Source organism: Acidimicrobiia bacterium (assembly GCA_030584185.1).
GTDB lineage: Bacteria > Actinomycetota > Acidimicrobiia > Spongiisociales > UBA11373.
In genome coordinates this window covers 1,139,204-1,164,075 of the sequence record CP129495.1, presented here as the reverse complement: position 1 = coordinate 1,164,075, position 24,872 = coordinate 1,139,204, and the positions used below count along the sequence as shown (strand labels likewise).

Sequence of the window (24,872 nt, the reverse complement as noted above, 5' to 3'; positions counted from 1 at the left end):
TCCTGAGTTGGTCTCGCCACGGCCTCTTCGATGTGATGACCATGGTCAGAGGGTCCATCGGGCTAGTCACCGGTGCCCTTTAGTGCTGTTTCGAGTTGATCGGTGATCGCTCGGTGGCCGTCGGGGTGATGGCTGTTCCGCAGGGAGTGGTTGGGATCCGTCGGGAGCGGCTCGCTCTGCCTGTGGATCGGGTGCCTTGGCCGCGAAGTGGGCTGATGCAGGCTCTGCCGGGGCAGTACTACTAGCCGGACGCAGGCACGACCCACGGCCCTCCGGGCCACCACGCGGGATGGGCGCCGACCCGCCGAAACTCGACGGCAGGAGTTCAGGGAACCGGTATCGGGACCGCGCCCTCGCCGTCGAACGGGTACCAGACCGCGGTCAGGGTCCGCGAGTAGGCGGAGCCCGTGGTGAAGTACTGCGCCTCGAACTCCACGGTGTGGGTGCCGTCGTCGACGATCAGCGCCGCCTGGGTCGTGCAGATGCCGTCGGCGATGTTGGTGGAGTCCAGGTCGAGTTCGCGGCTGGAGCCCGGCACCGTTGCCGCACCCACATCGATCCAGCAATTCACCCCGAGTGTGCCACTGGTGGCCAGGAAGTCGGCTCCCGCGTTCACGATCAGGATGCCGGGCGCCGGGGCTTCGATCGTGAGCGTGAGCAGGGTCACGGTGCCGGAGCTGGTGCCGGCGAGGCCGCCTTCGGCCTTCACATGGGCGGCTCGCGGGTACAGGCCTGTCGTCGGGAACTGCGCCTCTGAGAGGTCGGCCGCGGTGTCGTAGCGATCGGAGCCTCCGATGCGGACGACGGCGGGCGACCACGGGAGTGCCCCGAGCGTGGCCTCGACCCCGCTCGAGATCACGGCGGTACCGCCCACGATGTAGATGGTCGGCGGCGTGAGCCTGTAGAGCTCTTCCATCGTGCGCGTCGGGATCTCGTTCTGCTTCACGAGCAGCACCGGTCCGAGCCCGAGGGCGGCGGTGGCCGCCGCCCCCAGCGCGTCGGGGAAGTTGGCACCGGTGGCGAGGTAGGCGACGCCGGTGGCGGGGCCTGAGCCGGCGGCATCGGCGGCTTGGTCGGAGCGGAGTGCCGCGACCGTCGAGACCGTGAGGCCTATGGCGAGGGCCCAGGCCACCAGCTCGCGCCTGCTTGGAACGGTGCGGGACCACATGCGTGCCTCCTCGGTGACGTCGCCGACGCCGGGGATCTTGTCATGCCTCTTCCCGAGACTGGTTGATTTCCAGGGCCCAGGCTGGGCTACATGCCCAGCATTGCGATCACCGACTCGACATCGGCCGAGACTGCGGCGGGGCCGCCCAGCAGCATCAGTTCGTAGGTCCCCATTGCCAGGATCCTCGTCCGTACCGATGGTGGAACGCTGTCGGTGCCGACCAGCAGGATCGGTGAACCCGACGCGGCGGCGGCCGCCGCTCCGGCGAGGGCGTCGGGGAAGTCGTCTCCCGTGGCGAGGAAGATCCGATCGGCCGACGGGAGAGCCTCTGCGGCCAGGGCGGCCGATGTGGCGTATCGGTCACCTCCGGCGATTCGCCTCGTGGGTGCCAGCAGCGCCAGTTCGGCCTCCACCGCCGGCGAGACCACGGCGGTTCCGCCGAGGAGCACGATCTCGGCCGGCTGGAGGCGCTCGATCTCGGCCCGGACCACGTCGGGAAGGGCGCCGGGCTCGGTGAGCAGCAGGGGGCCGTTCCACGCCACCGCCGCCGGGCTTCCCGCCAGGGCGTCGGCGAAACCGGTCCCTGCGGCGACGACCACCCTGTCGGCCGGTGCCGAGTCGGGGAAGCCGAACCGCGAGATCTCGACTGCGGTGGCGTAACGGGTGGCTCCAGCGAGTCGGGTCACCGGGGCGATCCTTTCCAGTGCTTCGACCACCTCCGGGCCGACGGCCTGCTCACCGCCGAGCACGACGATCCGGTCTGGTTGCAGCCGTTCCAGTTCGATGCGGGTCACGGCGGGAAGGCCGAGCGTCGTGGTGAGCAGCAACGGCGCCCCCAGCTTTCCGGCGACGGCGGCGCCGGAGAGGGCATCCGGGAAGTCGTCCCCGGTGGCCACGAACGCAGTGGTCACGCCGTTCGGGTTGGGGAACTCGAGCGCCGAGATGGCGGCCGCGGTGGCGTAGCGGGTGTCGCCGCCGATCCGGGTCACCCGGTGGGTGCGCAATCGGTGCCAGGCCCCGGGATAGTGGCTGGAGTCGCCGCCTCGGCGAAGCCTCATCGCCCCGTCGGCACCGACCAGCATCAGGTCGGTGTGGCCGTCGCCGTCGAGGTCGGCCCCGTGAACCTGCTCCGACGCCTGTCCGAGACCGGTCGAAGAGTTGATGGTCGAGGTGAACCCCGATGCACCGGTGTGGGCGACGAGCGAGCCTTCTGAAGTGAGGGCGTAGAGGTCGGGAACGCCGTCGACGTCGCGGTCCCCGATGGTGAACCGGGTGCCGGTGAACGGGACGGCCGTCAGCGTGGCGGCGGCGACGTCGTCGAACCCGGGACCTAGCCAGACCTCGACGGTGGCCGGGTTTCCGGGTCGGACCACGAACAGGTCGGCCTTTCCGTCGCGGTCGAGGTCGTCGATGAAGTGGACCGCCTCGGGGTCGTACGGGGCGTAGGTGGTGATCGGCGCCAGGGTGGGAAGGGTGCCACCCCCGGTGTGGGCGAAGCCCTCGAGCACGATCGAGCCGCTGCCGTCCGATCGGACGAACACCAGGTCGGGCCGTCCGTCGGCGGTGAGGTCGGCCAGCATCGCCTGGGCCGACACATCGGTGGGAGCAGCGGCGGTGGTGCCCCAGTTCTCCGTCCAGTGGAAGTCGTTGCGGGCGGTGGCGGCGTGGAGGCTGACCTTGCCGGTGTTCGTGATCGACAGGCGGACGACGTCGGCGGCCCCGTCGCGATCGATGTCCGCCACAGTGAAGCGGTCGCTCTCGGCGAGACGCGGCAGCCGCACGTCGTAGCTCACCTCGGCGGTGAAAGGAGCTGCCGCCACGAGCGGAGGCTGTGGCGGCGGCATCACGAACCCCGGCGTGTGGATCGGGCCCTTCCATGAGAAGTGCATCGGATCCTTGATGGTCTGCCACTGGCCACCCCAGCACCAGCCGGCGTCGGTCCAGGCCCTGACGAACCAGTCGGGCATGTTGGTGATCAGGACGTTGTCGGCGCGATAGGGGTTGGCGGGGGAGTTGACGTCGATCGCCGCTCCGGCGGCGTGGAACGACATCTTGCGGGTGGGGGAGATGGTGTAGCGGCTCCACGACCACGTGTTCGAGGTGATCGGGTAGGTGTTGCCCGCAGCCTGTTCGGCGGCCAGGTTGGCCAGCACCTGCTGGAAGGCGGGTAGGACGCGCTGATGCACGTACAGCGTTTTCGACTGACCCGGCAGCTGTACCGGCACCAGCTGGGAGTGGATCTGGGCGATGGTGCGGCCGTAGAAGTCCCCCCAGGGCCCGTACACCGGCGCCGACATGGGGATCAGTCCAGGTTCATCGGCAAGCGGGCCGCTGACTCCGTACAGGGCGTCGCATCCGGGGGACTCGTTGAACGAGGGGAGGGCTTCCGGCTCGGGCGCGGAGGCGTGTGCCGTCGGCCCGACCGCCATCACGGCCGCGCACAACAGGAAGATGCTGCATCTCGCTCTCATCGCCGCTCCTCGCGTCGCGGAGGGCTTCGAGTGTTCTTCGACGCTAATCGCGACCTGGTTTAGTCCCTGGGATTGGCCACCTTCTCGGAAGGATTGGCGACACGGGGGTGCGCAACCGTTCAACCCATGCGGCGTGATCATCCGGCTGGCCGGTCCGGGCCCCGGCCAGAGTGGGCCTGTATCGTGCCTCTCGATGACCCCCAGCGCGCCACGTCGGGCACTCTCGTCACTGCCCGCCGCCAACCGCCCGCTGGTGGTGATCGTCGCCGCCGGCTTCCTGGTCCGGCTCTCCTGGATCCTGTACGCCGACCCGCAGCCGATTTCGGATTGGCACTTCTACAAGGAGCTCGCATTCGGGCTGCTCGACCATGGGCAGTTGGGGTACCCGGAGAAGACGACCTTCTATCTACCCGGTCAGCCCCTGTACCTGGCGGTTTGGGCGGTCGTGTCGCGCTCGGACCGTTGGCTGGCGGTGGGGATGGCCACGCTGAGCACTGCCACCATTCCCCTCATCCACGCAGTCGGGACGCGGGTGCTTCGAAGCCGGGGGGCGGCGTTGGCGGCGGCAGGCATGTTCGCCGGCCTGCCCCTCTTCGTGTTCTTCTCGCCGGTCCTGGCCACCGAGCACCTGTTCGTGGCCCTGGTGATGATCACCCTGTTGCTCCTGCTGAGATGGAACGAAGGTGCGGGACGCCGGCATCTGTTCGCCGCCGGCGCCGTCCTGGGAATGGCGATGCTGACCCGGGGCGAGGGGGTCTTCTACCTGCCCGCTCTGCTCCTGTTCGTCTTCCTGGGCTCGCCCTCCCGAACGTGGCGACAGTCCCTGCGGGCGGTGCCACTGTTGATCGCAGGCGTGTTCCTGGTCGTGGTGCCCTGGCAGGTTCGGAACGCATCGGTGGAGGACGTCGGAAGCGGCCTCTCCACCGGGGCCGGGATCAACTTCTACTTCGCCCACAACGACACCGGCATCTACGGCTGGTACCCGGAAGGCCAGCCGTTCGAGGGGCTGAGCAACCGGGAGGCCAATCGGCTCGGCTGGCAGCTGGCTTGGGAGTACCTGGGCGAGAACCCGCTGCGGATCTTCGAGAACGTCCCCTTCGGGACGCTTCAACTGCTGGCGAATCCGGAGTACGCCCTGTACTGGAGCACCCATTACGTGGCCGGGAACGGGGACCGCAACGATCCGTCCCTCATCGTCCGGCGCGAGGTGTTCGGCATCAGGCTCCTGGAGGAGGCGCTGCGGTTCAGCGCCGCCACCACCCTGGTGATGGGCGCCCTCTCGGTCCTGGCGCTGAGGAGATGGACCCGGGAGATGTGGACCCTGATCCTGCCGTTGATCGGCTCCATCTGGTTCCTCAGAACGGCCATCTACTGGGCGAAGCCGCGCTACCGCTACACGGGGGACGTCCTGATCCTCTTCTTCGCCGCCCTGGTCGGGTGGATACTCGCCAGGCGTCCGCCGGAGCCCGTTGCCGACGAATGACCGGGCCGGCCGGAGCCCACCCTCTAGCCCGGGGTTCCGCTCCAGTCGGGGTCGTCGAAGCGCTGCACCTCGACCCGGTGTCCGTCGGGGTCTCGGTAGAAGGCGTGCCGGATGCGGTAGGTGTCGTTGGTGGCCGGGGCCTGCTCCACGGTCACACCGGCCTCGACCAGGCGTTCGTGCCAGTCGTCCACCTCGTCGGTGACCAGGGTGAGCAGCATCCCTGAGGTCGCGTGATCGCCGGTTCGCTCGCAGATTCCCAGGTAGGCGTCGCCACCCACCCGGTAGATGCGGCAGTCGCCCTGATCGAGCACCATCTCCAGGCCCAGCGTGCCGCCGTAGAACCCGGCGGAGCGATGGAGGTCGGACACGTACAGGAAGGTGATCTGTTGGCCGATCGGTGGCATCCGGTCATTCTCGCGGGTTCCCGACGATCGCCGCGCAGCGGCAGCCGCCCGGTGTCGCCGAGTGCCGGTTGGCGTTCCGTACACTCGCCCCCGTGAACCCGCATCCCACAGTGGCCATCCTCGGTGCTGGCGCCATGGGCGAGGCCCTGGCCGGCGGGCTGCTCGCCGCCGGGTGGACGATCGACTCGCTGGCACTGGTGGCCCGTCGCGAGGAGCGTCGGGCCGAGGTGGAGAAGACGATCGGCTGCTCCTGCCTGCTCGACCCGGCCGCCGCCGCCGTCGGACGCGATGTCGTCGTGGTCTCGGTGAAGCCGGGTGACGTCCCGCGCCTTCTCGAGCAGTGCTCGGGATCGATCGGCCCCGATCAGGTCGTGGTCTCCCTGGCGGCCGGCGTACCCACGGCGGTGTTCGAGGCGGCTCTCGGCGAAGTTCCCGTCGTGCGGGCGATGCCCAACACGCCGGCTCAGATCGCCCAAGGGGTGACCGCTCTCGCCGCCGGAAGCCATGCCGGTGACGAGGCAATGCGTCGGGCGCAGACCGTGCTGGCGGCGGTGGGCGAGACCGTGATCCTCGACGAGTCGCTCCTCGATGCGGTCACCGCGGTGTCGGGCACCGGGCCCGCCTATGTGTTCATCCTCGCCGAGGCCCTGGTGGAGGCGGCGATCCGCGAGGGGCTGCCCTGGCACGCCGCCGAGAAGCTGGTCGAGCAGACGATCCGGGGCGCCGGCCTGTTGCTCGCCCGGTCCGACCTGACACCGGCCCGGCTGCGGGCGCAGGTGACCAGCCCTGGCGGGACCACGGCGGCAGCGGTGCACATCCTGGAGGAGCGGGGCTTCCGGGCGCTGGTCGAGGACGCGGTGCGGGCGGCGGCGCAGCGGTCCCGGGAGCTCGGCGAGAGGGCCGCCGGACGGTCATGAGAGGCCTCGTGATCCGTGTCGTCCTGGCGGTGACCAGCTGGCGTTGGGTGCGGCGGCTGTTCACCCGCACCCGGGTGGGTCGAAGGGTCGCTCTGCGCTTCGTCGCCGGAGAGACCCTCGACGAGGCCGTGGACGCCGCCCGCAGGGTCATCGAAGGCGGGGCGGTCGTTTCGCTCGATCTACTCGGGGAGCACGTCACCGACGCCGAATCGGCCGAGCGGGCCGGGGCCGAGTACCTGGCCTGCCTGGAGAGGATCGCCGCCGAAGGCCTGGCGGCCAACGTGTCGGTGAAGCTCACCCAATTGGGCATGGGGCTCGACGAGGCCCTGTGCGAGCGCCTCCTGGACGCAATCGCATCGCGTGCCGTCGCCCTCGGGCTGACGGTCACCATCGACATGGAGGAGAGTGCCTTCACCGAGACCACCCTCGGGTTCTACGAGCGTGCCCAGCGGGCACACGGGAACTTGGGGGTCGCCATCCAGGCGTACCTGCGGCGCACCCCGGACGACTTGGACCGGATCATCCCCCTCGGGGGGCACGTCCGCCTGTGCAAGGGCGCCTACGACGAGTCCGAGGAGGTGGCACTTCGCAGCCGGGGTGAGATCGATGCCGCCTACGACGCCCTGCTGAAGACGCTGATGGCGGCCGAGGGCGTGATGCCGGCGGTCGCCACCCACGACGAGGGCCGGGTTCGGGCTGCACTCGCCCTGGCCGGTGAGCGCAGGGCGCCGTGGGAGTTCCAGATGCTGTACGGCATCAGGGGAAAGCTACAGAAGCAGCTTGTCGCCGACGGCCGGGACATGCGGGTGTACATCCCCTTCGGCGAGGCCTGGTACCCGTACCTGACCAGGCGCATCGCCGAGAGGCCGGCCAACCTGTGGTTCTTCTTCCGGGCCCTGTTCGGGCGGTAGCGGGCGAACGCCTCGCAGCCGGCTGCGGTCGATAGACGACTCACCGCCGGCAACCAGGGACGACTTTCGATGGCGATCCTCCGACAGCGCCGCTCTCCAAGTTCTGGCCCTTTGACTCTGCATATCAGACTGGCATACGCATATGCATGCGAACCACCCTCATCATCGCCGAGGATCTCCTCGACGAGGCACGCCGGCTCTCCGGCATCGAAGGCAAGTCCGCTGGTGCGAGCGGGCCTGCGGGCGCTGATCGCACGAGAGAGTGCCCGCCGCCTGGCGGCTCTGGGTGGATCCGACCCCGCCGCATCCCCGGCAGGCGTCGCCGGACCGCCTGATCCATGCTGGTCGACACATCGGTTTGGGTCGCGCATCTGCGTGGCGGGGAGGATCGACTGGGGACGCTCCTTGCCGACGGGGTCGTGGTGACCCATCCGTTCGTGGTCGGCGAGATGGCCTGTGGGGTCTCGAGCAGTCGGGGTGAGGTCCTCTCGCTCCTCCGCAGGCTCGACGCCGCGCCCGTTGCCCGTCACGAAGAGGCCATGTCGGTGCTCGAGCGGCACCGCCTAGCCGGTCGGGGCCTGGGGTGGGTCGACGTCCACCTGCTGGCCTCTGCCCTCCTGGCCGGGGTGGGGCTGTGGACCAGGGACCGCGCCCTGGCGATGGCGGCAGCCGACCTCGGGGTCGGCGCCTCGATCTGAGATTCAGCGGACCCCCCTTCTTCCCGGCTGCCCGTGGAGCAGCAACACGTTGCCGCCTCTCTAGAGTTGTCGCCGTGAGACTCCGCATCGCCCTGTCGGCCCTGACCCTGATCGTCCTCACGGCACCCGCCGCCCTGGCCACCCCCGCAGTGGACGAAGTCGCCGACGAGGTGTCGGTCACCGGCCTCTACGTCGAACCGGGGCTCTCGGCGGACCGGAGCGCGCTCGACGCTTCGATCAATCGCGCCGGAAACACCGGCGTCCGGTTGATGGTGGTCCTGCTCGACGCCGACCCGGCCGGTGGCGCAGTGACCTTCGCCGATGCCGTCCTGGATCGTGTGCCCGATGGGACGGTGCTGGTCCTCTCGGCTTCGAGCGAGGGGATGGCATCCACCGAGTTCGACGAGGCCTCCCTGGACGGGGCCCTCGAGGAGGGCTTCCTGGCCTCATCGCGTGCCCCCTCGGGCCAGGGTGACGAGGCGTTCGTATCCGCCGTGGTCGACGTCCTCACCGGCACCACCACGGCCACCACGGCGGCTCCCGGGTCCGGGGCCCCGGGCGGTGGGAGCGGCCTGTGGATCTTCCTGATCATCGTCGGCGGTCTGGTCCTGCTGGTCGTCTGGGCGGTGAAGCGCGGCAACAAGTCGGCTGCGGCCGGGCGCGCCCGGGTGATCGAAGAGGCGCGCGCCGAGATCTCGTCCCAGCTCGCGTACATGGCCAACAAGATCATCGAGATCACCGATCTGGTCTCGGCGTCGTCGGACCGCCAGGACGACACCTACCTTCGCCAGGCGAGCGCCACCTACAGCGCGGCCGACACCGCTCTGGCCGCCGCTTCCGACCTGAAGGCCCTGGAGGAACTGTCCATGACGATCAACGAGGCGCGTTGGCAGCTGGATGCCGCCGCCGCCATCGTCGCCGGCGAACCGGTTCCGCCGCAGCCCCCGAAGGAGGAGCGCTACGCCTGCTTCTTCGATCCGAACCACCCCAACGCCACCGAGACCGCCGAGATCAAGACCGCGGCCGGGAGCCAGACGGTGCGGGTGTGCCGGGAGGATGCCGAGAAGCTGCGTCGTGGTCAGCAGCCGCAGCCGCGAATGATCGACGTCGGCGGCAGGCGCGTCCCTGCCCCGATGGCGCCCCGCTCGTACGGAGGTGGGGGGTTCGACTGGCTGGACGTGTTCACGGTGATCACAGGGGGAGTGGGCCAGGGTGCCGCCTACGACTGGGGACGTTCGCGACCCACGGTGCGGTCTCGCTCCACCTGGTCGACCGGAGGCGGGAGCCGCCGCAGCACGACTCGCTCCAGCGGTTCGAGCTCGCGTTCGTCCTCGGGCGGATCCAGGTCGCGTTCGGGCAACACCCGCAGCCGCAACCGCTGACGCCAGCCGGGGCGGGTTTGTCCTCTACACTCGTCGCACCGACCGTAGGAGAGGATCGATGGGTTTCTTCAAGAGGCTGTGGGGATACATCAAGACGCTGTTCCGGGTGAAGACCGAGGCGGCGATGGACCCCGAGATCGAGATCGAGCAGGCCATCCATGAGGCCAAGAAGCGCGATCAGGAGCTGCGCAACCAGGCGGCCAAGGTTCTCGCCCATCGCATCCAGCTCGAGAGCAAGATCGAGGATGCGGCCTCCGAGGCCGGCGAGGCGCGCGAACTGGCCAAGCAGGCTCTGCTCAAGGCACAGGAGTCTTCGACCGCCGGGGACGCCGCCGCCACCGACAAGTGGACCAAGTCCGCCCAGGGGATGGCGATGAAGCTGCAGGCCTCCGAGAACAACCTGAACTCGCTGAAGGCCCAGTACGAGGCGGCTCAGGGTCAGGCCGACGACGCCAAGAAGGCGGTCCAGCAGAACGCCATGCGCCTTCAGGAGCTGGCGGCCAAGCAGATGGAACTGGTCGGTTCGCTGCAGCAGGCCAAGATGCAGGAGTCGGTCAACAAGGCGCTGGAATCGATCTCGGCCACCATGGACGACGAGGCGGTGAGCCTGGACAAGGTCGAAGAGAAGATCGAGAAGCGCAAGTCCGAGGCGATGGCATCCGCCGAGCTACGCGAGGCGACCCCCGACGGGGCCGAGATCGAGTTGCGCGAGGCGGTCTCCATGGCCCAGGCAGACGCCAAGCTCGAGGAGCTGAAGGCCGAACTCGGTCTCTAGGGTCCGTTTGGTCAAATCATCGGGGCCGGCGTGGTGCCGGCCCCGATGTCGTTCGTCGGAGAGCCCGTTCGGTTCGCTTCAGAGGACGTCGAGGGCGATGCCGGTCATGGCCGCCAGGAAGGCGGCGTTGATCGTCAAAAACGACGCCCGATAGCGCTCCACGGTCGGGAGGCGGAGCAGGAACAGCCCGGTGCCTAGCAGGACGAGCGCCACCGCCAGGAACGATCCGTAGACGGCTCCAAGAGGCTCCAGGAGAACCAGGAGCCCGGCCCCGATGAACGCCATGCCATAGGAGCCGGCGACGATGCTGCGGGCGGTCCGGGGGCTCACCGAGTTGGCGATGGTGCGTCGGCCCCTCTCCCGGTCGGCGGCGGCGTCGAGAAGGTCCTTGTGTGCCTCGAACGAGAAGGTCGCCACGAGGGTCACCGGCAGCAGCCACCACATCAAAGACGGCCAGTCGGTGGAGATCGCCACCCCGCCCGCCGCCAGAGCCAGCGTCAGGGTGAAGGCCACGGTCAGGTTCTTCACCACCAGGAGTCGCGACAGTCGCCAGGAGTACACGCCGGCCAGGCACGCCCCCAGCAGCGCCATTGCGAAGGTGAGGGCGCCGAGGGCTGCGGCCAGGGCGAGGCCGATTGCGGTCTCGGTGAGCCCGACGGCCACGGCGATGCGCTTGGGTACGGACCCGCTGGGTATCGGTCGCCACGGCTTCACCAGGACGTCGATCGGAGCATCCACGGCGTCGTTGATGGTGTCGGCGCCGGCTAGGAGGAAGAAGCCCGTTCCGAAGCCGGCGGCGAGCGTCTGGAGTTCGACCTCGCCACCGGACACGATCAGCATTCCCAGCACCACCGCCAATCCCAGCGAAGCCGAGTCGAGGGGCCGGGCGAGGATGAGGAGGCCGCGGATCATCGGCGGCTCAGGGTAACGCCGAGGGTCGTGGGGTCGCCCTCGCTGAGAAGGCGGCTGCACCGAGGGTCGGCCCTTCCCTCTTAGACTCCCGGACGCAGTCGCCGCCGGGGAGGGAAGATGCCGCGCTGGATGGTCCGGGTCCTATGGGCACTGGTGGTGGCCCTGCCCGCAGGCACGCTGCTCCTCTGGTGGCTGGGATCCCTTCCCGAGCATCCGCATCCGGAGGTGGGCAGGGTGGTGTTCGGCAACGTGCCCGACGCCGTGGTCGCCCTCTTCTACCTGGCGACCGCCACCTTCCTGGGGCTGTTCGCCTGGCTGTTCGCCGTCAGGGCGCGGAACTGGGCGCGCGGCGCCGACGAGCGCCGAGCCGGCCAGTGGTGGCGGCGGATCCGGGAGTTGGAGCGGGGGCTGTCCCAGCGCTCGGTGCTGGAGCGGCCCGACTCCGGCCTCGCCCACGCCGCCATCTACTACGGCTTCCTGATCCTCTTCCTGGGAACCGTCACCCTGGAGCTGGATCACATCGCCCCTGCCGGTCTCAAGTTCTTGGAGGGCCGGGTGTACCAGGGGTACTCGGCGATCCTGGATGCCGCCGGGCTGGTCTTCCTCGGTGGCCTGGGTCTGGCGGCGACCCGCCGGTATGTGGTGCGCCCGCTGCGGGCCCGGACCAAGACCCGGCCCGAGGATGCGGTCGTGCTCGGCCTGCTCGCCCTGGTGGGTGTCACCGGGCTCCTGGTCGAGGCGGCCCGCATCGCCGTGGACGGTCGGCCCGGATTCGAGACCTGGTCGTTCGTGGGGTACCCGCTGAGCGCCGCCTTCCCTGCCGGGTCGGCCGCCGGGCTCCACCAGTCGTTGTGGATCGGCCACGTGGTCTCGTTCCTCGCTCTGCTGGTTGTGATCCCGACGACGAAGTTGAGGCACATGTTCACCGCCCCCCTCAACATGGCCCTCGCCCCGCGGGAGCGACCCAAGGGGGCGATGCGGGAGATGCCCAACCTGCTCGAGGCCACCGATGTCGAGACGGTCGGAGCGGCCCTGGTCTCGGAGTTCACCTGGAAGCAGCTGCTCGACACGGACGCCTGCACCATCTGTGGACGGTGCACCTCGGTGTGCCCGGCCAACCAGACCGGCAAGCCCCTGGACCCACGCGAGATCGTCCTCAAGCTCGGTGAGGTGGCCGCCGCCACGGCCGATCCAGGGATCACACCGCCGCTCGGCATGGATGCCGCCATCACGGTGAGCAGCGATTCGGTGTTCGAGAGGATCACCCCTGCGGAGATATGGGCTTGTACCTCATGTCGGGCATGTGACGAGGTGTGCCCGGTGGACATCGAGATACTGGACAAGATCCTCGACATGCGCCGTCACCTCACGCTCATGGCGGGTGAGTTCCCGCAGCAACTCGGCTCGACGTTCATCGCTCTGGAGAACTCGTCCAACCCTTACGGGATGAGCCAACAGAGTCGGGCAGATTGGGCTGCCGGCCTCGACTTCGAGATCAAGCGTCTCGGTGAGCCCGGGGTCACCGCCGAGTACCTGTACTGGGTGGGGTGCTCGGGCTCCTTCGACGATCGGAGCCGCAAGGTGACGGTCTCGACCGCCCGTCTGCTCCATGAGGCAGGTGTCGACTTCGCCATCCTGGGGCCGCTCGAGCTGTGCACTGGAGATCCGGCGCGGCGGGCAGGCAACGAGTACGTGTTCCAGCAGTTGGCCCTGCAGAACGTCGCCACCTTGAACGACCTCGGTGTCACCAAGGTCATCACGCAGTGCCCGCACTGCTTCAACACGCTGAGCAACGAGTACCCGCAGTTCGGGGGCGAGTACGAGGTGATGCATCACAGCCAGGTGTTGATGGGTCTCATCCAGGAGGGAAGGATCCGCCCGAAGCGAGGCGAGACGAAGGTGACGTTCCACGATCCCTGCTACCTGGGCCGGCACAACGACGTGTTCGCCGCCCCGCGCCGGGTCCTGGATCTGGTCGGTGATGTGGTGGAGATGCCGCGCAACGGCACCAACGCCTTCTGTTGCGGCGCCGGCGGAGCTCAGATGTGGATGGAGGAGCACACGGGCAAGAAGGTCAACGTCGAGCGGACCGAGGAGGCGGTGGCCACCGGAGCCGAGGTGATCGCCACCGGGTGCCCATTCTGCTTCATCATGCTCGACGACGGGGTGAAGGAGATCGGGTCGGAGGTGGTCGTGGCCGATATCGCCACACTGCTCGCCGAACGCTCGCTCGACTGAGCGGCCGCTACTCGTCCTTCGACTTGTCGTCGTTGCCTTTGCCCTGGTCGGAGTCGGAGCCGGAGTCCTTGGAGCCGGTGTCGTCGTCCTGGGCCGTCTTGTCGTCGTTGCCCTTGCCCTTGTCGGAGTCGGAGTCCTTTGAGCCGGTGTCGTCGTCCTGGGCCGTCTTGTCGTCGTTGCCCTTGCCCTGGTCGGCGTCGGAGCCGGAGTCCTTGGAGCCGGTGTCGTCGTCCTGGGCCGTCTTGTCGTCGTTGCCCTTGCCCTGGTCCTTGTCGGAGTCGGAGTCCTTGGAGCCGGTGTCATCGTCCTGGGACTGGCTGTCGTTCCCTGACCCGTTACCCGGATCCGAGTCCGACTGGTCACCGTCCGCCCCCTGGTCCCCGCCCTGCTCTGAGCCCTGGTCCCCCGTGTCATCCGCGGATGGCTCCTCCTCGGCGGCGTCGTAGCGGTCGATGGTCCAGGTGTTGGCGGTGTCGGCGGCGGCGTCGTAGGTGTAGCCGTCGGCGCTGATGCCGGTGACGGTGATGGTGACCTGTCCCACCGTGGGGGGCAGCTTGGTGACCCGCAGCCGGCAGGCTCCAGCACTGTTGGTCTTGCAGGTCACGGTGCCGCTTTGGTCTCCGGCGGCCCAGGTCGCGGTCACCGTGGCGTTGCGGATCTTGTTGGCGTTGTAGTTGCCGTCAAGGGTGTTGGCGACCTTGACCTCGACGTCGGCGATCCACTTCTGGTTGGCGGGCTTGTCGGGCACCGAGGTGGTGGCCTCATAGATCCGTGCCGTGGTCGCCTGGGCCTGGGTGGCGGCGTCGTAACGGTCGATGGTCCAGGTGTTGGCGGTGTCGGCGGCGGCGTCGTAGGTGTAGCCGTCGGCGCTGATGCCGGTGACGGTGATGGTGACCTGTCCCACCGTGGGGGGCAGCTTGGTGACCCGCAGCCGGCAGGCTCCAGCACTGTTGGTCTTGCAGGTCACGGTGCCGCTTTGGTCTCCGGCGGCCCAGGTCGCGGTCACCGTGGCGTTGCGGATCTTGTTGGCGTTGTAGTTGCCGTCAAGGGTGTTGGCGACCTTGACCTCGACGTCGGCGATCCACTTCTGGTTGGCGGGCTTGTCGGGCACCGAGGTGGTGGCCTCATAGATCCGTGCCGTGGTCGCCTGGGCCTGGGTGGCGGCGTCGTAACGGTCGATGGTCCAGGTGTTGGCGGTGTCGGCGGCGGCGTCGTAGGTGTAGCCGTCGGCGCTGATGCCGGTGACGGTGATGGTGACCTGTCCCACCGTGGGGGGCAGCTTGGTGACCCGCAGCCGGCAGGCTCCAGCACTGTTGGTCTTGCAGGTCACGGTGCCGCTTTGGTCTCCGGCGGCCCAGGTCGCGGTCACCGTGGCGTTGCGGATCTTGTTGGCGTTGTAGTTGCCGTCAAGGGTGTTGGCGACCTTGACCTCGACGTCGGCGATCCACTTCTGGTTGGCGGGCTTGTCGGGCACCGAGGTGGTGGCCTCATAGATCCGTGCCGTGGTCGCCTGGGCCTGGGTGGCGGCGTCGTAACGGTCGATGGTCCAGGTGTTGGCGGTGTCGGCGGCGGCGTCGTAGGTGTAGCCGTCGGCGCTGATGCCGGTGACGGTGATGGTGACCTGTCCCACCGTGGGGGGCAGCTTGGTGACCCGCAGCCGGCAGGCTCCAGCACTGTTGGTCTTGCAGGTCACGGTGCCGCTTTGGTCTCCGGCGGCCCAGGTCGCGGTCACCGTGGCGTTGCGGATCTTGTTGGCGTTGTAGTTGCCGTCAAGGGTGTTGGCGACCTTGACCTCGACGTCGGCGATCCACTTCTGGTTGGCGGGCTTGTCGGGCACCGAGGTGGTGGCCTCATAGATCCGTGCCGTGGTCGCCTGGGCCTGGGTGGCGTCGGTGTCGTCGGTGTCGTCCTGGTCGCCGGTGTCGTCCTGGTCGCCGGTGTCGTCCTGGTCGCCGGTGTCGTCCTGGTCGCCGGTGTCGTCCTGGTCGCCGGTGTCGTCCTGGTCGCCGGTGTCGTCCTGGTCGCCGGTGTCGTCCTGGTCGCCGGTGTCGTCCTGGTCGCCGGTGTCGTCCTGGTCGCCGGTGTCGTCCTGGTCGCCGGTGTCGTCCTGGTCGCCGGTGTCGTCCTGGTCGCCGGTGTCGTCCTGGTCGCCGGTGTCGTCCTGGTCGCCGGTGTCGTCCTGGTCGCCGGTGTCGTCCTGGTCGCCGGTGTCGTCCTGGTCGCCGGAGTCGTCGGAGTCATCGGAGTCGTCGGAGTCGTCGGAGTCGTCGGAGTCGTCGGTGTCGCCCTCCTCCCCGGTGTCTCCTTGGTCTCCCTGATCAGAGGCGACAGGCGAGGACTGTCCGGTTTCGGAATCCTCATGGGACTCGCCACGGTCTGCCTGGTCCTCTTCTCCGCCATCGAAGTCCTCCCAAGCCCAGTTGGTGGACCAGGAAGTGCCGTCGATTCCGGTGACCTCGGCCGGCGTCGTGGCTCCGCTGTCGATCGTCTCGGTCTCGATCTCGTACACCAGGACCGACCGTTCGGTGGCGGGCGCCGATGGACTCACGCTCTGGGGTGCCAGGGCGATGGCACCGGTGGCGAGGGTGATGACGGTTGCTCCGGCAGCGAACATGGCGAGCATGGCGCGACGCTGGTCCTGGGTGGCGCCCATGAGAGCACCGAGGCGCTCGGTGACGATCTCCCCGGACTGCCCGACGGCGGCGGCGAGGACGTCGATGTCAGCCCGTCGCACCTCGATCGACGGGGCGCGACGCTGGTCGCGCATCTCCCGGACGAAGTCGAGGTAGGCGGTGAGCAGCGATGTCGAGCTGTGGGGGTCGTAGTCGACCGAGACGCCGGCGATGGTGATGGTCCCGTTGGCGATGACCGGCGGCAGCCGCTCGGGCAGGATGGTCGTGGTGTCCACGCCATAGAGGGCGGCCAGAGACGCGACGCGAGACTCGTCGAGCGGGTGCGTGCCGGCCTCGATGGCCTTCAGGGAGCGGACATCCCAGTGCCCAGCACTGTGTCGGGCCAGGGAGCGCAGCGTTCGGCCCGAAGCGCGACGACTCGACCGGCAGAGGTTGGCGAATCGGCGGGCGAATGCGTGCCCGGTGAGCTCGATGTGCTCCTGATTGGTCATGCTCGATGCTCCACGTGGTCGTCGTTGCTGCGCAGACCATCGTCTCCACGGATGCCCCTCTTTAGGTCGTTTTCGCGCTCCTGGCGGCGATCTGGTCGCGCTCAGGAGTCGCTCAAGCCGGGTGGCCTGGTTGCCGAAGACTCGCTCATGACCTGCTCCCGATGCAGCGAACCCGGCAAGGTTCGCCGCGGCGATCACAACTTCTGTGGGGCGTGCGCCATCGCCTTCGACTGGCAGCAGGTGATCCACCTGTTGCAGGATGCACGCGTGGAGAGCCCCGTGGCGGGAAGCCCGTCGCTCGCTCGCACCGCCTGAGTCGAACCACCCGCCGGATTTCCACAGGGTCTGTGGACAACTTGGCTACGGTGGCGGCTCCTTGCGGGAGGAGATGCCGGGGTGGCAACCGAAACCACCACTTTCGGCGCGGGTAAGCGCGAGAGCCATGATGCCGCCGCCTTCTATCGGAGGCGTCTTCTGGAGCACGCCCCGGACCCGGTATCCGGTGAGGCGGTCGAGCCGCCGCCCGGACTCCTCGACCGGCTGTTCTGCAGGTCGTCGGAGCACATGGTCGAGATCCCCGACGACTGCGTGGCCCTCATGGTCACGTCGCCTCCGTACAACGTCGGCAAGGAGTACGACGAGGACCTCTCCCTCTCCGACTATCTGGATCTGCTCCATCGGGTGCTCAAGGAGACCTTCCGGGTGCTCGAGCCCGGGGGCAGGGCAGCGGTGAACGTGGCCAACCTGGGCCGAAAGCCGTATCTGCCGCTGAACCACCACGTCGCCGGGCTGCTGGCCGACATCGGGTTCTCGCTGCGGGGCGAGATCATCTGGGTGAAAGCGGCTGGCGCCGGCGGTTCCTGTGCCTGGGGATCCTGGAGGTCTGCCCGCAACCCCACTCTGCGCGACGTCCACGAGTACGTGCTCGTGGCCGGCAAGGGTCCGTATCGTCGCACCCGAACCGGGACCGACACCATCGGTCGCGACGAGTTCCTGGAGGCGACCACCTCGGTGTGGAACATCGCCCCGGCCTCGGCTCGGCGTATCGGCCACCCGGCGCCGTTTCCGGTGGAGCTGCCCCGCCGCCTCATCGAGTTGTACACGTTCGAGGGTGATCTGGTCCTGGACCCGTTCGTCGGGTCGGGGACGACGGCGGTGGCGGCTGCGGAGAGCGGCCGGCACTTCGTCGGGTACGACGTATCCGAGGCCTACATCGAGATGGCGAGGGCCAGGCTAGGAGCCGTCGAGTTGAAGCCTTCGGAGGAAGTCGCCGAGGGCTGAAGTCGGCCCGTGGCGGTGCGCTGTGGCTCGCCAGGCCTACGCTTAGCGGTCAACCAGGTAATGGTTCGTGCCGATGAGATATCCCATGGCCCAACGCGACACCCGGAACGGTCGCAGCCTCCTCAGCGTCCGGCTGGCGTTGCTGCTCCTGTTCCTCTTCGCCGCAATCTCGGTGGTTCTCGCCTGGACCTACCTGGAGAACGAGCGGGCGGAGGCCGGGGAAGTACGCGATGCTCGCGGATCCGCAATCGGAGCGGCCGCCAACGGGTTGATCCTGGATGCGGTGGCCGAGGGTGAAGCGTTGCAGGCGCTGTTCCGCTCCAGCGAGTCGGTCAGCCGTGACGAGTTCCGGGTGTTCGTCGGCCAGCCGCAGATCCCTGGCCTGGTCAGCGTCGGATTGCTGCGCGTGGTGACCGAGCGGGACCGTGCGGAGTTCGAGGATCGGCTCGGTGCAGAGGTGCCCGGGGCCTTCTTGTTCGACCTCGTCGACGGCGAGGAGGTGCCGTCCCCGCCGCGCCCGCTCCACTACGCAGTCGACTATGTGGTGCCGTTCGGTTCGGGCATCAGGTGGGGGTTCGACGTCGGCTCCAGACCCGAATCGGTCGAGGTCGTGGAGCGGGCGCTGACACGGAGCCTGCCAACCGCAAGGGGGCTGGTGGCGTTTCCTGGGGAGACCGATGAGGACGGCCTGGCGGTGTGGCTGCCTGCGATGACCCACGATGGCGAGCTCGATGGGCTGATCTTCGTGGCCATCGACCTCTCCGACGTCCTGGCGGCGGCAGTGCCCCGGTCCCTGAGCGACGAGGTTCGGGTTCTGGTCGTCTCCCCAGGCGAGCCTATCGTCGGCCCCCTGTCGGACACCTGGATCGGCACCCTGGCGGTTGCGGACAAGGTCTGGCGGCTGGAGGTGGTCGCCACCACGAGCACGGTGTCGACCACCACGGTCGTCGGGGTGGCGCTGGCGGCGACACTGCTCGCCTTCATGCTCACCGCTCTGGTCCTGCTCTCGGTCGCCCGGTGGCGGGAGCGCAAGGCCTCCGCAGCCCTGCGACGCGCCTCCAGGGCGAAGGACGGCTTCCTCGCCGCCGTGAGCCATCAGTTGCGCACCCCGCTCACCTCGGTGGTCGGGTTCGCCGACATCCTGCGATCGGGGGTAGGGGAGATGTCGAACGCAGAGCTGGCAGAGATGGCAGGCATCGTCCTCGAGGAGGCCGGCGCCATGGAGGGCATCGTCCAGGACCTGCTGGTCGCCACCCGGCTCACCGAGGGTGGCGACGTGCCAATCACCATCGGAGTCGTGCCTTCGGTAGCCGCCGAGGCGAGCACCGTGATCAAGACCCTTACCCTGGTGCGTGATGCCCCCTTCTCGATCTCCGGGGACGGCGCCGTCGCCGCCGACCGGGCCCGCCTGGGTCAGATCCTGCGAAACCTGCTGGCCAACGCCCTGACGCACGGAGAGCCGCCGGTCACGGTCCACATCGAGCAGGTGGAGCACGAGGTCCTGGTGGCGATCGCCGACGCCGGCTCCGGCGTTCCCGACAGCTCGGTCGAGATGCTGTTCCTCGACGACTCCGCCGACCTGGGCGATCTCCCCACCGGGACCGGCGTCGGTCTCTGGCTCTCGCGGCACCTGGCAAGGCTCATGGGCGGCGACCTCACCCACGGCGGCGGATCGACCTTCCTGCTCACCCTGCGCGCCGCCGATCGGGCCGAGGCGGTGGCCAGCGAGGTGAAACAACTCTTCGAGACATGACTGCACCCCGGGTGCCCACGGGCTTGATCGACGTCGGGAAGGTCGTCTCTCCAGGGCCCAACGCTGTTCGGTTTCCGGGGAGGGCGTGACCCGGAGATCGAGGCAGGCCCATCCAGTGGCGGCGGAGTGCGGAGGCCGGTCGCCGCCTGGATGAGGCGACCGACTTCGATCAGGATCCGAACAGGTCGATCACGTCGGCGACGGTCATCCCCGCCGAGACCCTGGGGTCGTAGAGCATCCCGATGATCACCTCGTCGAGGGGCGTGTACTCCGTGACGTAGGTCCAGCCCTGATAGAACGTCGAGTCGGGGTAGGAGTAGGAGTCGTTCATGAGCCCGAGCATCTGGGTGAGCTCCTCGCGCAGGAGGTGGGCCCGCTCGGTCTCGTCGACATCGGTCGTGGAGACCAGCACCACGGCGTCGGTGATCCAGCCTGCGTCGTCCCACCAGACCCAGAAGAAGCCGAGGTTGCCCGAGACGTACTGGGGGAGGATCGTCGAGAACTCGGAGGTCGGGGTGAAGTGAAGGTCGACGTTCCCGCCGGACTGAACGATCTCGAAGTCGATCGTGTCCACGATGGCGTCGATGTCGGTGATCACCGCGTCGAGGGCGGCAAGATCAGCCCCGGTAGGACCGCCGTGGACTGCGATTCGGATGTCGGTACGCCACTTGTGGATGCTGGATCCCGACCCACCGTACTCGGAGTCACCGGCGATCTCGGCGAAGTAGGCCAGTGCCGCCGGGTCCGAGGTGCCGAGCAGCGTGGTGGTCGTGGCCACCGAGCGCAGCGTCGTGACGGTGGCGGTCGTCGTGGTCGTGGCGACCGCGCGGGGCATCGTGGCGGTGGCGGTCGTCGTGGTCGTGGCCACCGCCAGCGGAGCGTCGCCGCGTTGGAGGAGCAGCAGGACGAGGATTCCCGCCAACACCAGGATCGTCATGAGAAACACGCCGCGTCGCCTCATGACCGGGCATTCTCGTCGTCCGGAGCGTCACGCTTGGGGATTGGCGCACGAGGAGGATCCCGGCTCCGCGATTGCCGGCTGTCTGTTCCCCCTGGCCGGCGCCTTCGAGCGGAGACAGCGCTGCCCCACTTCGCTGGAGTGGGGTACGAGTGGGCCGGCGGCGCGGCCCGTGGTCACACTGTCGTGGTCACCCTGGCTGGTGCCGAGCAGGCGGAACCGGCGCCCGGCGAGGCATCGCCACCCCGGGGACGCACGGCGTCATCGAGGTTGTCGTGAGGCGGGAGATGTGGTGTTGCCCCAGAAGGCTCTCCTGCGGTCACGATCCGGTTCCGGCGAAGGGGTCCGTATCGTCACGCGGACCTCGTTTCTCGACGATGGCCTTCCGCACAGCTGCGAGCCTCGGGGACGCGACGTAGTACGTGCCTCGCTTCGCTCCTCTCTTCACCAGGAGTCCCGCGTCGACAAGTGCCCTTAGGTCTCGGCCCGCCGCTTGGTCACTGAGTTCATCATCGGCCTCATCGAATGCCGCCCGGTAAGTCGCGTTACGAACTCGGAATCGCATCGCTGCGTCATAGAGCGCGACGGTCGAACGTTCCCGAAGACCGTGGTGAGCAACGAGAGCTTCGAGTTCGCCCCACAGCCGTTCGGTCTCCTTCACGCGCTGGAACCAGGTGCGTGCTTGGCGCAGGTGCGCGGTCAGCGCGAATCGAAGCCACGGGCGAGCGTCCCGGGTGGGCTGCCACGATCCACCGCCGACATCAGCGAGCACGTCGTAGTAGGCCTGGGTGTTGCGGCCAAGGTACTCCTCGATGTTCAGAAAGACCGGTGAGAGGATTCCCTCTCTCGCCAGTACCAGGCTCTGCAGGCATCGAGCCATGCGGCCATTCCCGTCTGAGAATGGGTGCACGAGAACCAGATTGAGGTGGGCCATCGCTGCTCGCACCATTGCCGGCGTGTCGTTGGTCCCATTGAGGTCGTCGAGGAGCTCTGCCATGAGATCGACCACCTCCTCGGCTGGCGCTCCCTCGTAGACGATCTCCCCCGTCTGGTCGTGGTGAACGTAGACGGCCCCTGGCCTCCAGCGTCCCGGTCGCTTGGAGAGGTCGTAGCTCAACATCATGAAGTGGAGGCTGCGAATGAGTTGCTCGCCAAACCTGAAGTCCGGATCGTCGGCCATCTGCAGAACGAATGTCATCGCCTCGCGATACCCCCTCAAGGCGAGGCGTGTCTCCTCGTCGGCGTCGAGCGGGTCTTCGCCGAGGGCGATGGCAGCAGCGTCGTCGAGTTCGGCGCTGTAGCCCTCGATGGTGTTCGAACCTTGGATGGCGCGCGCCAACGCCTGGCGCCGAAGTGGACCGTGCCAGCGTCGCGGTTCATGCAGGTAGATTCGCAAGTCCTCCCGGAGCTTGCGCAACTGGTCGAGGACTTGCAGTTCGGGGCCTTGGAGTTCAGGTGTCTCGAACAACATGATTGGAATCTGTCACCAACTAGCGTCGTACGTGATACTATCAGTTACGGCGATGCATGGAAACCGCCTTTCCATCACTCGAGGGAAGCTTCCCCGGAATGTGGGATCTCCGAGCGAGCGACGGAGGTGTGTGCTCGGCAGGTGGCACCCGATGGTGTCTGACCTCACCCCCGGCGCGGCTCGGCGCACGCCACAGCCGATGCCTGGCGAGGGGCGGCGCCCACCATCGCCAGCAGGGTGGGGTGCACCGGGATCGAGACCCGCACGCAGACCCGTGCCGGCGTGACCGAGATCAGCACCGACCTCCCGGAGCCCGACGCCACCTGTGTGGCCGCGACACGGGATCGGGTGGCATCGACCTCCAACTCCCCCCGGCGGGCAGCCGTCTCGTCGATCCAGCCGGCGCCTGCCTCGGCCGAGGTGGCGGCCAGGTGGGAAGCCTCCCGCCAGGTCGCGGCGAACCTGGCCAGGTCGACGGCGAGCCCCAGCATCAGCATCCCGCCCAGCAGCAGGGCGAGCAGCGTCAGGTGGACTGCGCCGCGTTCAGCCACGGTTGGATCGGTACGGGGCGATGGGTACGACGACAGTCTCGGTGATGGTGAGGCTTGCGGCGCCCTCGGGGTGGGCGAGCCGAACGCTCCCGGTGAGGCGGGCAACCACCCTGCCTCCGCCGGCGCTCAGTGCCACGCTTCGGCCCGGGGCCAGCCGTCCGGCCGCGGCGACCGCCGCCGGTACGTCTCCGGTGCGGGCGGCGGTCACGGCGGCCACCCGGGCCGCCTCACGCTGTTCCTGTTGGTAGACGGAGACCCGGCCGGCGGCAGCCGTCGCCGCCGCCACCAGCACCACCACTGCGGACGCCAGGACCAGGTCGGCGATCAGCACCGAGCCGCGATCACGGGGGGATGGCACGCGGTACCTCGGCTCGGGAGTGGAGCGTGATCGGCACCAGCAGCGGTCCCGGTGGCCTCCACTCGATGGTGGCGATGCCCCAGGTCGAAGTCGGCCCGGCGAACAGGCGCACGCCGACCCCGGCCGCCCCGGGCACCACCGACTCCAGGGTTTGGGCCAGCCGACGCTCCTCCCCGGCCAGGTCGGCACCCGGCAGGGAGAGGCGGCGGACCGAGGCCGCCACGGCGGCATCGGCCACCGATCGTGCCGCCAGGGCCGTCGAGGCCTGGACCAGCACGGTGAGCAGCAGGAACGTGATCGCCATGCCCACTGTCTCCTCGAGGATGGCGCTTCCCCGTTCTAGGCGAGGAAGCCGGTGAGCTGGCTGACGATCGACGACCACAATCTGCTGGCCGCCGAGCGAACCTGGGGGAGCAGGATGGCGATCACCAGCACGGCGATCGCCGCCATCCCCAGCCACTCCACGGTGGTCACCCCACTGTCGTCTCGATGCAACGTCGAACTCATCACGGGCTCCTTTCATGGTCGGGCGGACAGGGCGTTGAGCCCTGCGAGGGTCGGGTACATGAGAAAGACGATCGTCACCGGCACCATGAACGCCAGGATCGGCCCGTAGGAGGCGAGGGCGCGCCGTCCCCCCTCGGCGGTGAGATCGGCGGCCAGCGTCGCCCTCAGGTCGGTCGCCAGGGAGAACAAGGCTTCGGCGAGCCTGCCCCCGGTGCGATGGGCATGGGCGAGCAGGTCCCACAGTCGGGCTCCCGAGGGATGGGCACTGTCCCGGGCCGCCTGGCGCAGTGCATCCTCGAGTCCACCCTCCAGGGCGAGCACGGCGCTCAGCTCCTCGGCGGCAACGCCTCTGCAGCGCCGGATCACACCGTGGATGGCCCCCGCCACGGAGTCGCCCGCGAGGGTGCGCAGGGCGAGGGCGTCGGCCACGGCGGGAACCTCCTGGGCGAGCCTGCGTCCCCGCCGATCGGCCCGGGTGCTGCTGATGGCCCGGCGCACCAGGAGCCCGGCGAGACCACCGACAGCGACGAGAGGGAGGATGCGGTCGGGCACCGTGCTGGTGGCCAGGGCGGCACCGGCACCACCTCCCCACAGCATCGCAGGCGGGGGCCGATACGACCGACGGCTCACCGTCTTCCCGGGCGAGTCGGTGGCCTGCAGATACCTGCCGGGATGGACCCGCGCCGGCCTGATCGCCATGGTCGCCAGGCCGACCGCCGCCGCTGCCAATAGGGCGGTCACGAGAACACCCGCGGGGGTCGAGACAGACGCGCCGCCCGGCGTGCCATGGCGAAGCCGACCAGGGTGGCGATGGCTCCTCCGCCGACGATGGCGTTGCCGGTCGGCGTGGCGAACGCCTCGGCGGCGGTGGGATTGGTGAGGATGGAGAGGACCAGGATCGCCCATGGCGCCAGCAGGGCAACGGCTGCCGTGAGCCGCTGCTCGGTGAGTGCGGCGTGATGAGCGCGGCGAAGCCGAAGGTCGTCGGCGACCGAAGCGGCTAGCGATCCCAGGACCGCACCGACTGTGGGTCCGCCTGCCGTCTCGGCAGCCTCCAGGGACATGAGCACACGGTCGGCAAGCGAGTCCGACCAGGTCTGGCGGGCCTGGGCGATGGTCGTCGAGAACGGCTGTCCCGGTCCCCGGTCGAGGCAGGCGAAGGCGCCGCCGAGGTGCCGGGCGGCGGCGGCGCACGCCTCCGGCATCGAGGCTCCGGTGGCAAGGCGACTGCGAACTGCGGTCAGGAAGTCGGGCCAGCGCTCGGCGGCGGTGCGTGCCCTGCGACCCGCCGCCTGGCGCATCGACCACGAAGGAGCCGGCGCCGCCGTCAGGCCGGCGATCAGGGTGGCGCCCAGCGGAAGGCCCAGGGCCGTTGCGACCAAGAAGGCAGTGACGCCGGCGACGAGCCCGACACCCAGGGTGCCCGGCCGGGGAAACCTCACTTCCGCCGACCACGGTGAGCCGAGCGCCACCAGGACCGCTCCCGTCGCCGCTGCGGTTGCCACCATCC

At 68.8% G+C, this 24,872-nt stretch carries 23 protein-coding genes and 1 pseudogene; 11 read left to right on the top strand and 13 right to left on the bottom strand.

What is annotated here, in order from left to right; genetic code table 11:
- Positions 1–325: 325 nt before the first annotated feature.
- Both QY307_05990 and QY307_05985 read right to left on the bottom strand, forming a co-directional pair.
- Positions 326–1,168 carry a cell wall-binding repeat-containing protein gene (locus QY307_05990; protein WKZ81651.1) on the bottom strand — a complete coding sequence of 281 codons (843 nt, stop codon included), beginning with the start codon at positions 1,166–1,168 and terminating at the stop codon, positions 326–328.
- An 86-nt stretch (positions 1,169–1,254) separates the two neighbouring features.
- Entirely contained in the window at positions 1,255–3,639 is a 2,385-nt protein-coding gene (locus tag QY307_05985) for a cell wall-binding repeat-containing protein (GenBank protein ID WKZ81650.1), read from the bottom strand.
- Between the two features lie 193 nt (positions 3,640–3,832).
- Here QY307_05985 and QY307_05980 point away from each other — a divergent pair, with 193 nt between their 5' ends.
- On the top strand, positions 3,833–5,122 hold the full coding sequence (locus QY307_05980) for a glycosyltransferase family 39 protein (GenBank protein WKZ81649.1): 1,290 nt from the start codon (positions 3,833–3,835) through the stop codon (positions 5,120–5,122).
- 23 nt (positions 5,123–5,145) lie between these two features.
- Here the strand turns inward: QY307_05980 and QY307_05975 are convergent, their stop codons facing one another.
- On the bottom strand, positions 5,146–5,526 hold the full coding sequence (locus QY307_05975; protein ID WKZ81648.1) for a VOC family protein: 381 nt from the start codon (positions 5,524–5,526) through the stop codon (positions 5,146–5,148).
- A gap of 92 nt (positions 5,527–5,618) precedes the next feature.
- On the opposite strand from QY307_05975, the gene proC reads away from it, so the two are divergent.
- The 6 genes and pseudogenes from proC (at position 5,619) to QY307_05945 (ending at position 10,209) form a co-directional block, all read left to right on the top strand.
- Positions 5,619–6,443: a pyrroline-5-carboxylate reductase gene (proC, locus tag QY307_05970; protein ID WKZ81647.1), complete on the top strand. Its 825-nt coding sequence runs from the start codon at positions 5,619–5,621 to the stop codon at positions 6,441–6,443.
- Positions 6,440–7,354, top strand: a complete 915-nt coding sequence (locus QY307_05965) for a proline dehydrogenase family protein (protein WKZ81646.1) — start codon at positions 6,440–6,442, stop codon at positions 7,352–7,354. Before proC ends, QY307_05965 begins: the two co-directional genes overlap by 4 nt.
- A 146-nt stretch (positions 7,355–7,500) precedes the next feature.
- Positions 7,501–7,654 (top strand): annotated as a pseudogene (locus QY307_05960) (type II toxin-antitoxin system VapB family antitoxin).
- Positions 7,655–7,692: 38 nt separating this feature from the next.
- Positions 7,693–8,052, top strand: a complete 360-nt coding sequence (locus QY307_05955; GenBank protein ID WKZ81645.1) for a PIN domain-containing protein — start codon at positions 7,693–7,695, stop codon at positions 8,050–8,052.
- A gap of 74 nt (positions 8,053–8,126) precedes the next feature.
- Positions 8,127–9,434: a hypothetical protein gene (locus QY307_05950; protein WKZ81644.1), complete on the top strand. Its 1,308-nt coding sequence runs from the start codon at positions 8,127–8,129 to the stop codon at positions 9,432–9,434.
- 58 nt (positions 9,435–9,492) lie between these two features.
- Positions 9,493–10,209 (top strand): PspA/IM30 family protein, encoded by a 717-nt coding sequence (locus QY307_05945; protein ID WKZ81643.1) that lies wholly within the window; start codon positions 9,493–9,495, stop codon positions 10,207–10,209.
- Between the two features lie 78 nt (positions 10,210–10,287).
- On the opposite strand, the gene QY307_05940 is transcribed toward QY307_05945, so the two are convergent.
- Positions 10,288–11,121 (bottom strand): UbiA family prenyltransferase, encoded by an 834-nt coding sequence (locus QY307_05940; protein WKZ81642.1) that lies wholly within the window; start codon positions 11,119–11,121, stop codon positions 10,288–10,290.
- Between the two features lie 117 nt (positions 11,122–11,238).
- Between QY307_05940 and QY307_05935 the strand changes: the two genes are divergently transcribed.
- Positions 11,239–13,359, top strand: a complete 2,121-nt coding sequence (locus QY307_05935; protein ID WKZ81641.1) for a (Fe-S)-binding protein — start codon at positions 11,239–11,241, stop codon at positions 13,357–13,359.
- Positions 13,360–13,366: 7 nt separating this feature from the next.
- Here the strand turns inward: QY307_05935 and QY307_05930 are convergent, their stop codons facing one another.
- Positions 13,367–16,483, bottom strand: coding sequence for a hypothetical protein (locus QY307_05930; protein ID WKZ81640.1), 3,117 nt, complete (start codon positions 16,481–16,483; stop codon positions 13,367–13,369).
- A 51-nt stretch (positions 16,484–16,534) separates the two neighbouring features.
- On the opposite strand from QY307_05930, the gene QY307_05925 reads away from it, so the two are divergent.
- The 3 genes from QY307_05925 to QY307_05915 all read left to right on the top strand — a co-directional run bounded on the left by QY307_05925 (position 16,535) and on the right by QY307_05915 (position 19,517).
- The gene (locus QY307_05925; GenBank protein ID WKZ81639.1) at positions 16,535–16,798 is read left to right on the top strand and encodes a hypothetical protein; all 264 of its coding nucleotides are present in this window, start codon (positions 16,535–16,537) and stop codon (positions 16,796–16,798) included.
- Positions 16,799–16,879: 81 nt separating this feature from the next.
- Complete coding sequence (locus tag QY307_05920; protein WKZ81638.1) at positions 16,880–17,764, top strand: site-specific DNA-methyltransferase; 885 nt, start codon at positions 16,880–16,882, stop codon at positions 17,762–17,764.
- Positions 17,765–17,837: 73 nt separating this feature from the next.
- Positions 17,838–19,517 carry a CHASE domain-containing protein gene (locus QY307_05915; protein WKZ81637.1) on the top strand — a complete coding sequence of 560 codons (1,680 nt, stop codon included), beginning with the start codon at positions 17,838–17,840 and terminating at the stop codon, positions 19,515–19,517.
- Positions 19,518–19,686: 169 nt separating this feature from the next.
- Here QY307_05915 and QY307_05910 read toward each other — a convergent pair whose 3' ends face one another.
- The 8 genes from QY307_05910 to QY307_05875 all read right to left on the bottom strand — a co-directional run bounded on the left by QY307_05910 (position 19,687) and on the right by QY307_05875 (position 24,870).
- Positions 19,687–20,478, bottom strand: a complete 792-nt coding sequence (locus tag QY307_05910) for a DUF2927 domain-containing protein (protein WKZ81636.1) — start codon at positions 20,476–20,478, stop codon at positions 19,687–19,689.
- A gap of 316 nt (positions 20,479–20,794) precedes the next feature.
- A complete protein-coding gene (locus tag QY307_05905) occupies positions 20,795–21,946 on the bottom strand; it encodes a Fic family protein (GenBank protein WKZ81635.1) in 1,152 nt (383 codons plus the stop codon).
- Positions 21,947–22,110: 164 nt separating this feature from the next.
- Entirely contained in the window at positions 22,111–22,497 is a 387-nt protein-coding gene (locus QY307_05900; GenBank protein ID WKZ81634.1) for a hypothetical protein, read from the bottom strand.
- On the bottom strand, positions 22,490–22,855 hold the full coding sequence (locus tag QY307_05895) for a hypothetical protein (protein ID WKZ81633.1): 366 nt from the start codon (positions 22,853–22,855) through the stop codon (positions 22,490–22,492). Before QY307_05895 ends, QY307_05900 begins: the two co-directional genes overlap by 8 nt.
- Positions 22,839–23,159: a hypothetical protein gene (locus tag QY307_05890; GenBank protein WKZ81632.1), complete on the bottom strand. Its 321-nt coding sequence runs from the start codon at positions 23,157–23,159 to the stop codon at positions 22,839–22,841. The genes QY307_05895 and QY307_05890 overlap by 17 nt, the downstream gene beginning before the upstream one ends.
- 35 nt (positions 23,160–23,194) lie before the next feature.
- A complete protein-coding gene (locus QY307_05885) occupies positions 23,195–23,362 on the bottom strand; it encodes a hypothetical protein (GenBank protein WKZ81631.1) in 168 nt (55 codons plus the stop codon).
- Between the two features lie 12 nt (positions 23,363–23,374).
- Positions 23,375–24,103, bottom strand: coding sequence for a hypothetical protein (locus QY307_05880; protein WKZ81630.1), 729 nt, complete (start codon positions 24,101–24,103; stop codon positions 23,375–23,377).
- Complete coding sequence (locus QY307_05875) at positions 24,100–24,870, bottom strand: hypothetical protein (protein WKZ81629.1); 771 nt, start codon at positions 24,868–24,870, stop codon at positions 24,100–24,102. Before QY307_05875 ends, QY307_05880 begins: the two co-directional genes overlap by 4 nt.
- Positions 24,871–24,872 lie beyond the last annotated feature (2 nt).

Bases quoted from the DNA above. Each gene is read 5' to 3' on its own strand.
- QY307_05990 (WKZ81651.1), bottom strand. From the start codon at position 1,168: ATGTGGTCCCGCACCGTTCCAAGCAGGCGCGAGCTGGTGGCCTGGGCC.
- QY307_05985 (WKZ81650.1), bottom strand. From the start codon at position 3,639: ATGAGAGCGAGATGCAGCATCTTCCTGTTGTGCGCGGCCGTGATGGCG.
- QY307_05980 (WKZ81649.1), top strand. From the start codon at position 3,833: ATGACCCCCAGCGCGCCACGTCGGGCACTCTCGTCACTGCCCGCCGCC.
- QY307_05975 (WKZ81648.1), bottom strand. From the start codon at position 5,526: ATGCCACCGATCGGCCAACAGATCACCTTCCTGTACGTGTCCGACCTC.
- QY307_05965 (WKZ81646.1), top strand. From the start codon at position 6,440: ATGAGAGGCCTCGTGATCCGTGTCGTCCTGGCGGTGACCAGCTGGCGT.
- QY307_05955 (WKZ81645.1), top strand. From the start codon at position 7,693: ATGCTGGTCGACACATCGGTTTGGGTCGCGCATCTGCGTGGCGGGGAG.
- QY307_05945 (WKZ81643.1), top strand. From the start codon at position 9,493: ATGGGTTTCTTCAAGAGGCTGTGGGGATACATCAAGACGCTGTTCCGG.
- QY307_05940 (WKZ81642.1), bottom strand. From the start codon at position 11,121: ATGATCCGCGGCCTCCTCATCCTCGCCCGGCCCCTCGACTCGGCTTCG.
- QY307_05935 (WKZ81641.1), top strand. From the start codon at position 11,239: ATGCCGCGCTGGATGGTCCGGGTCCTATGGGCACTGGTGGTGGCCCTG.
- QY307_05930 (WKZ81640.1), bottom strand. From the start codon at position 16,483: ATGACCAATCAGGAGCACATCGAGCTCACCGGGCACGCATTCGCCCGC.
- QY307_05925 (WKZ81639.1), top strand. From the start codon at position 16,535: ATGCCCCTCTTTAGGTCGTTTTCGCGCTCCTGGCGGCGATCTGGTCGC.
- QY307_05915 (WKZ81637.1), top strand. From the start codon at position 17,838: ATGAGATATCCCATGGCCCAACGCGACACCCGGAACGGTCGCAGCCTC.
- QY307_05910 (WKZ81636.1), bottom strand. From the start codon at position 20,478: ATGAGGCGACGCGGCGTGTTTCTCATGACGATCCTGGTGTTGGCGGGA.
- QY307_05905 (WKZ81635.1), bottom strand. From the start codon at position 21,946: ATGTTGTTCGAGACACCTGAACTCCAAGGCCCCGAACTGCAAGTCCTC.
- QY307_05890 (WKZ81632.1), bottom strand. From the start codon at position 23,159: ATGGCGATCACGTTCCTGCTGCTCACCGTGCTGGTCCAGGCCTCGACG.
- QY307_05885 (WKZ81631.1), bottom strand. From the start codon at position 23,362: ATGAGTTCGACGTTGCATCGAGACGACAGTGGGGTGACCACCGTGGAG.
- QY307_05875 (WKZ81629.1), bottom strand. From the start codon at position 24,870: ATGGTGGCAACCGCAGCGGCGACGGGAGCGGTCCTGGTGGCGCTCGGC.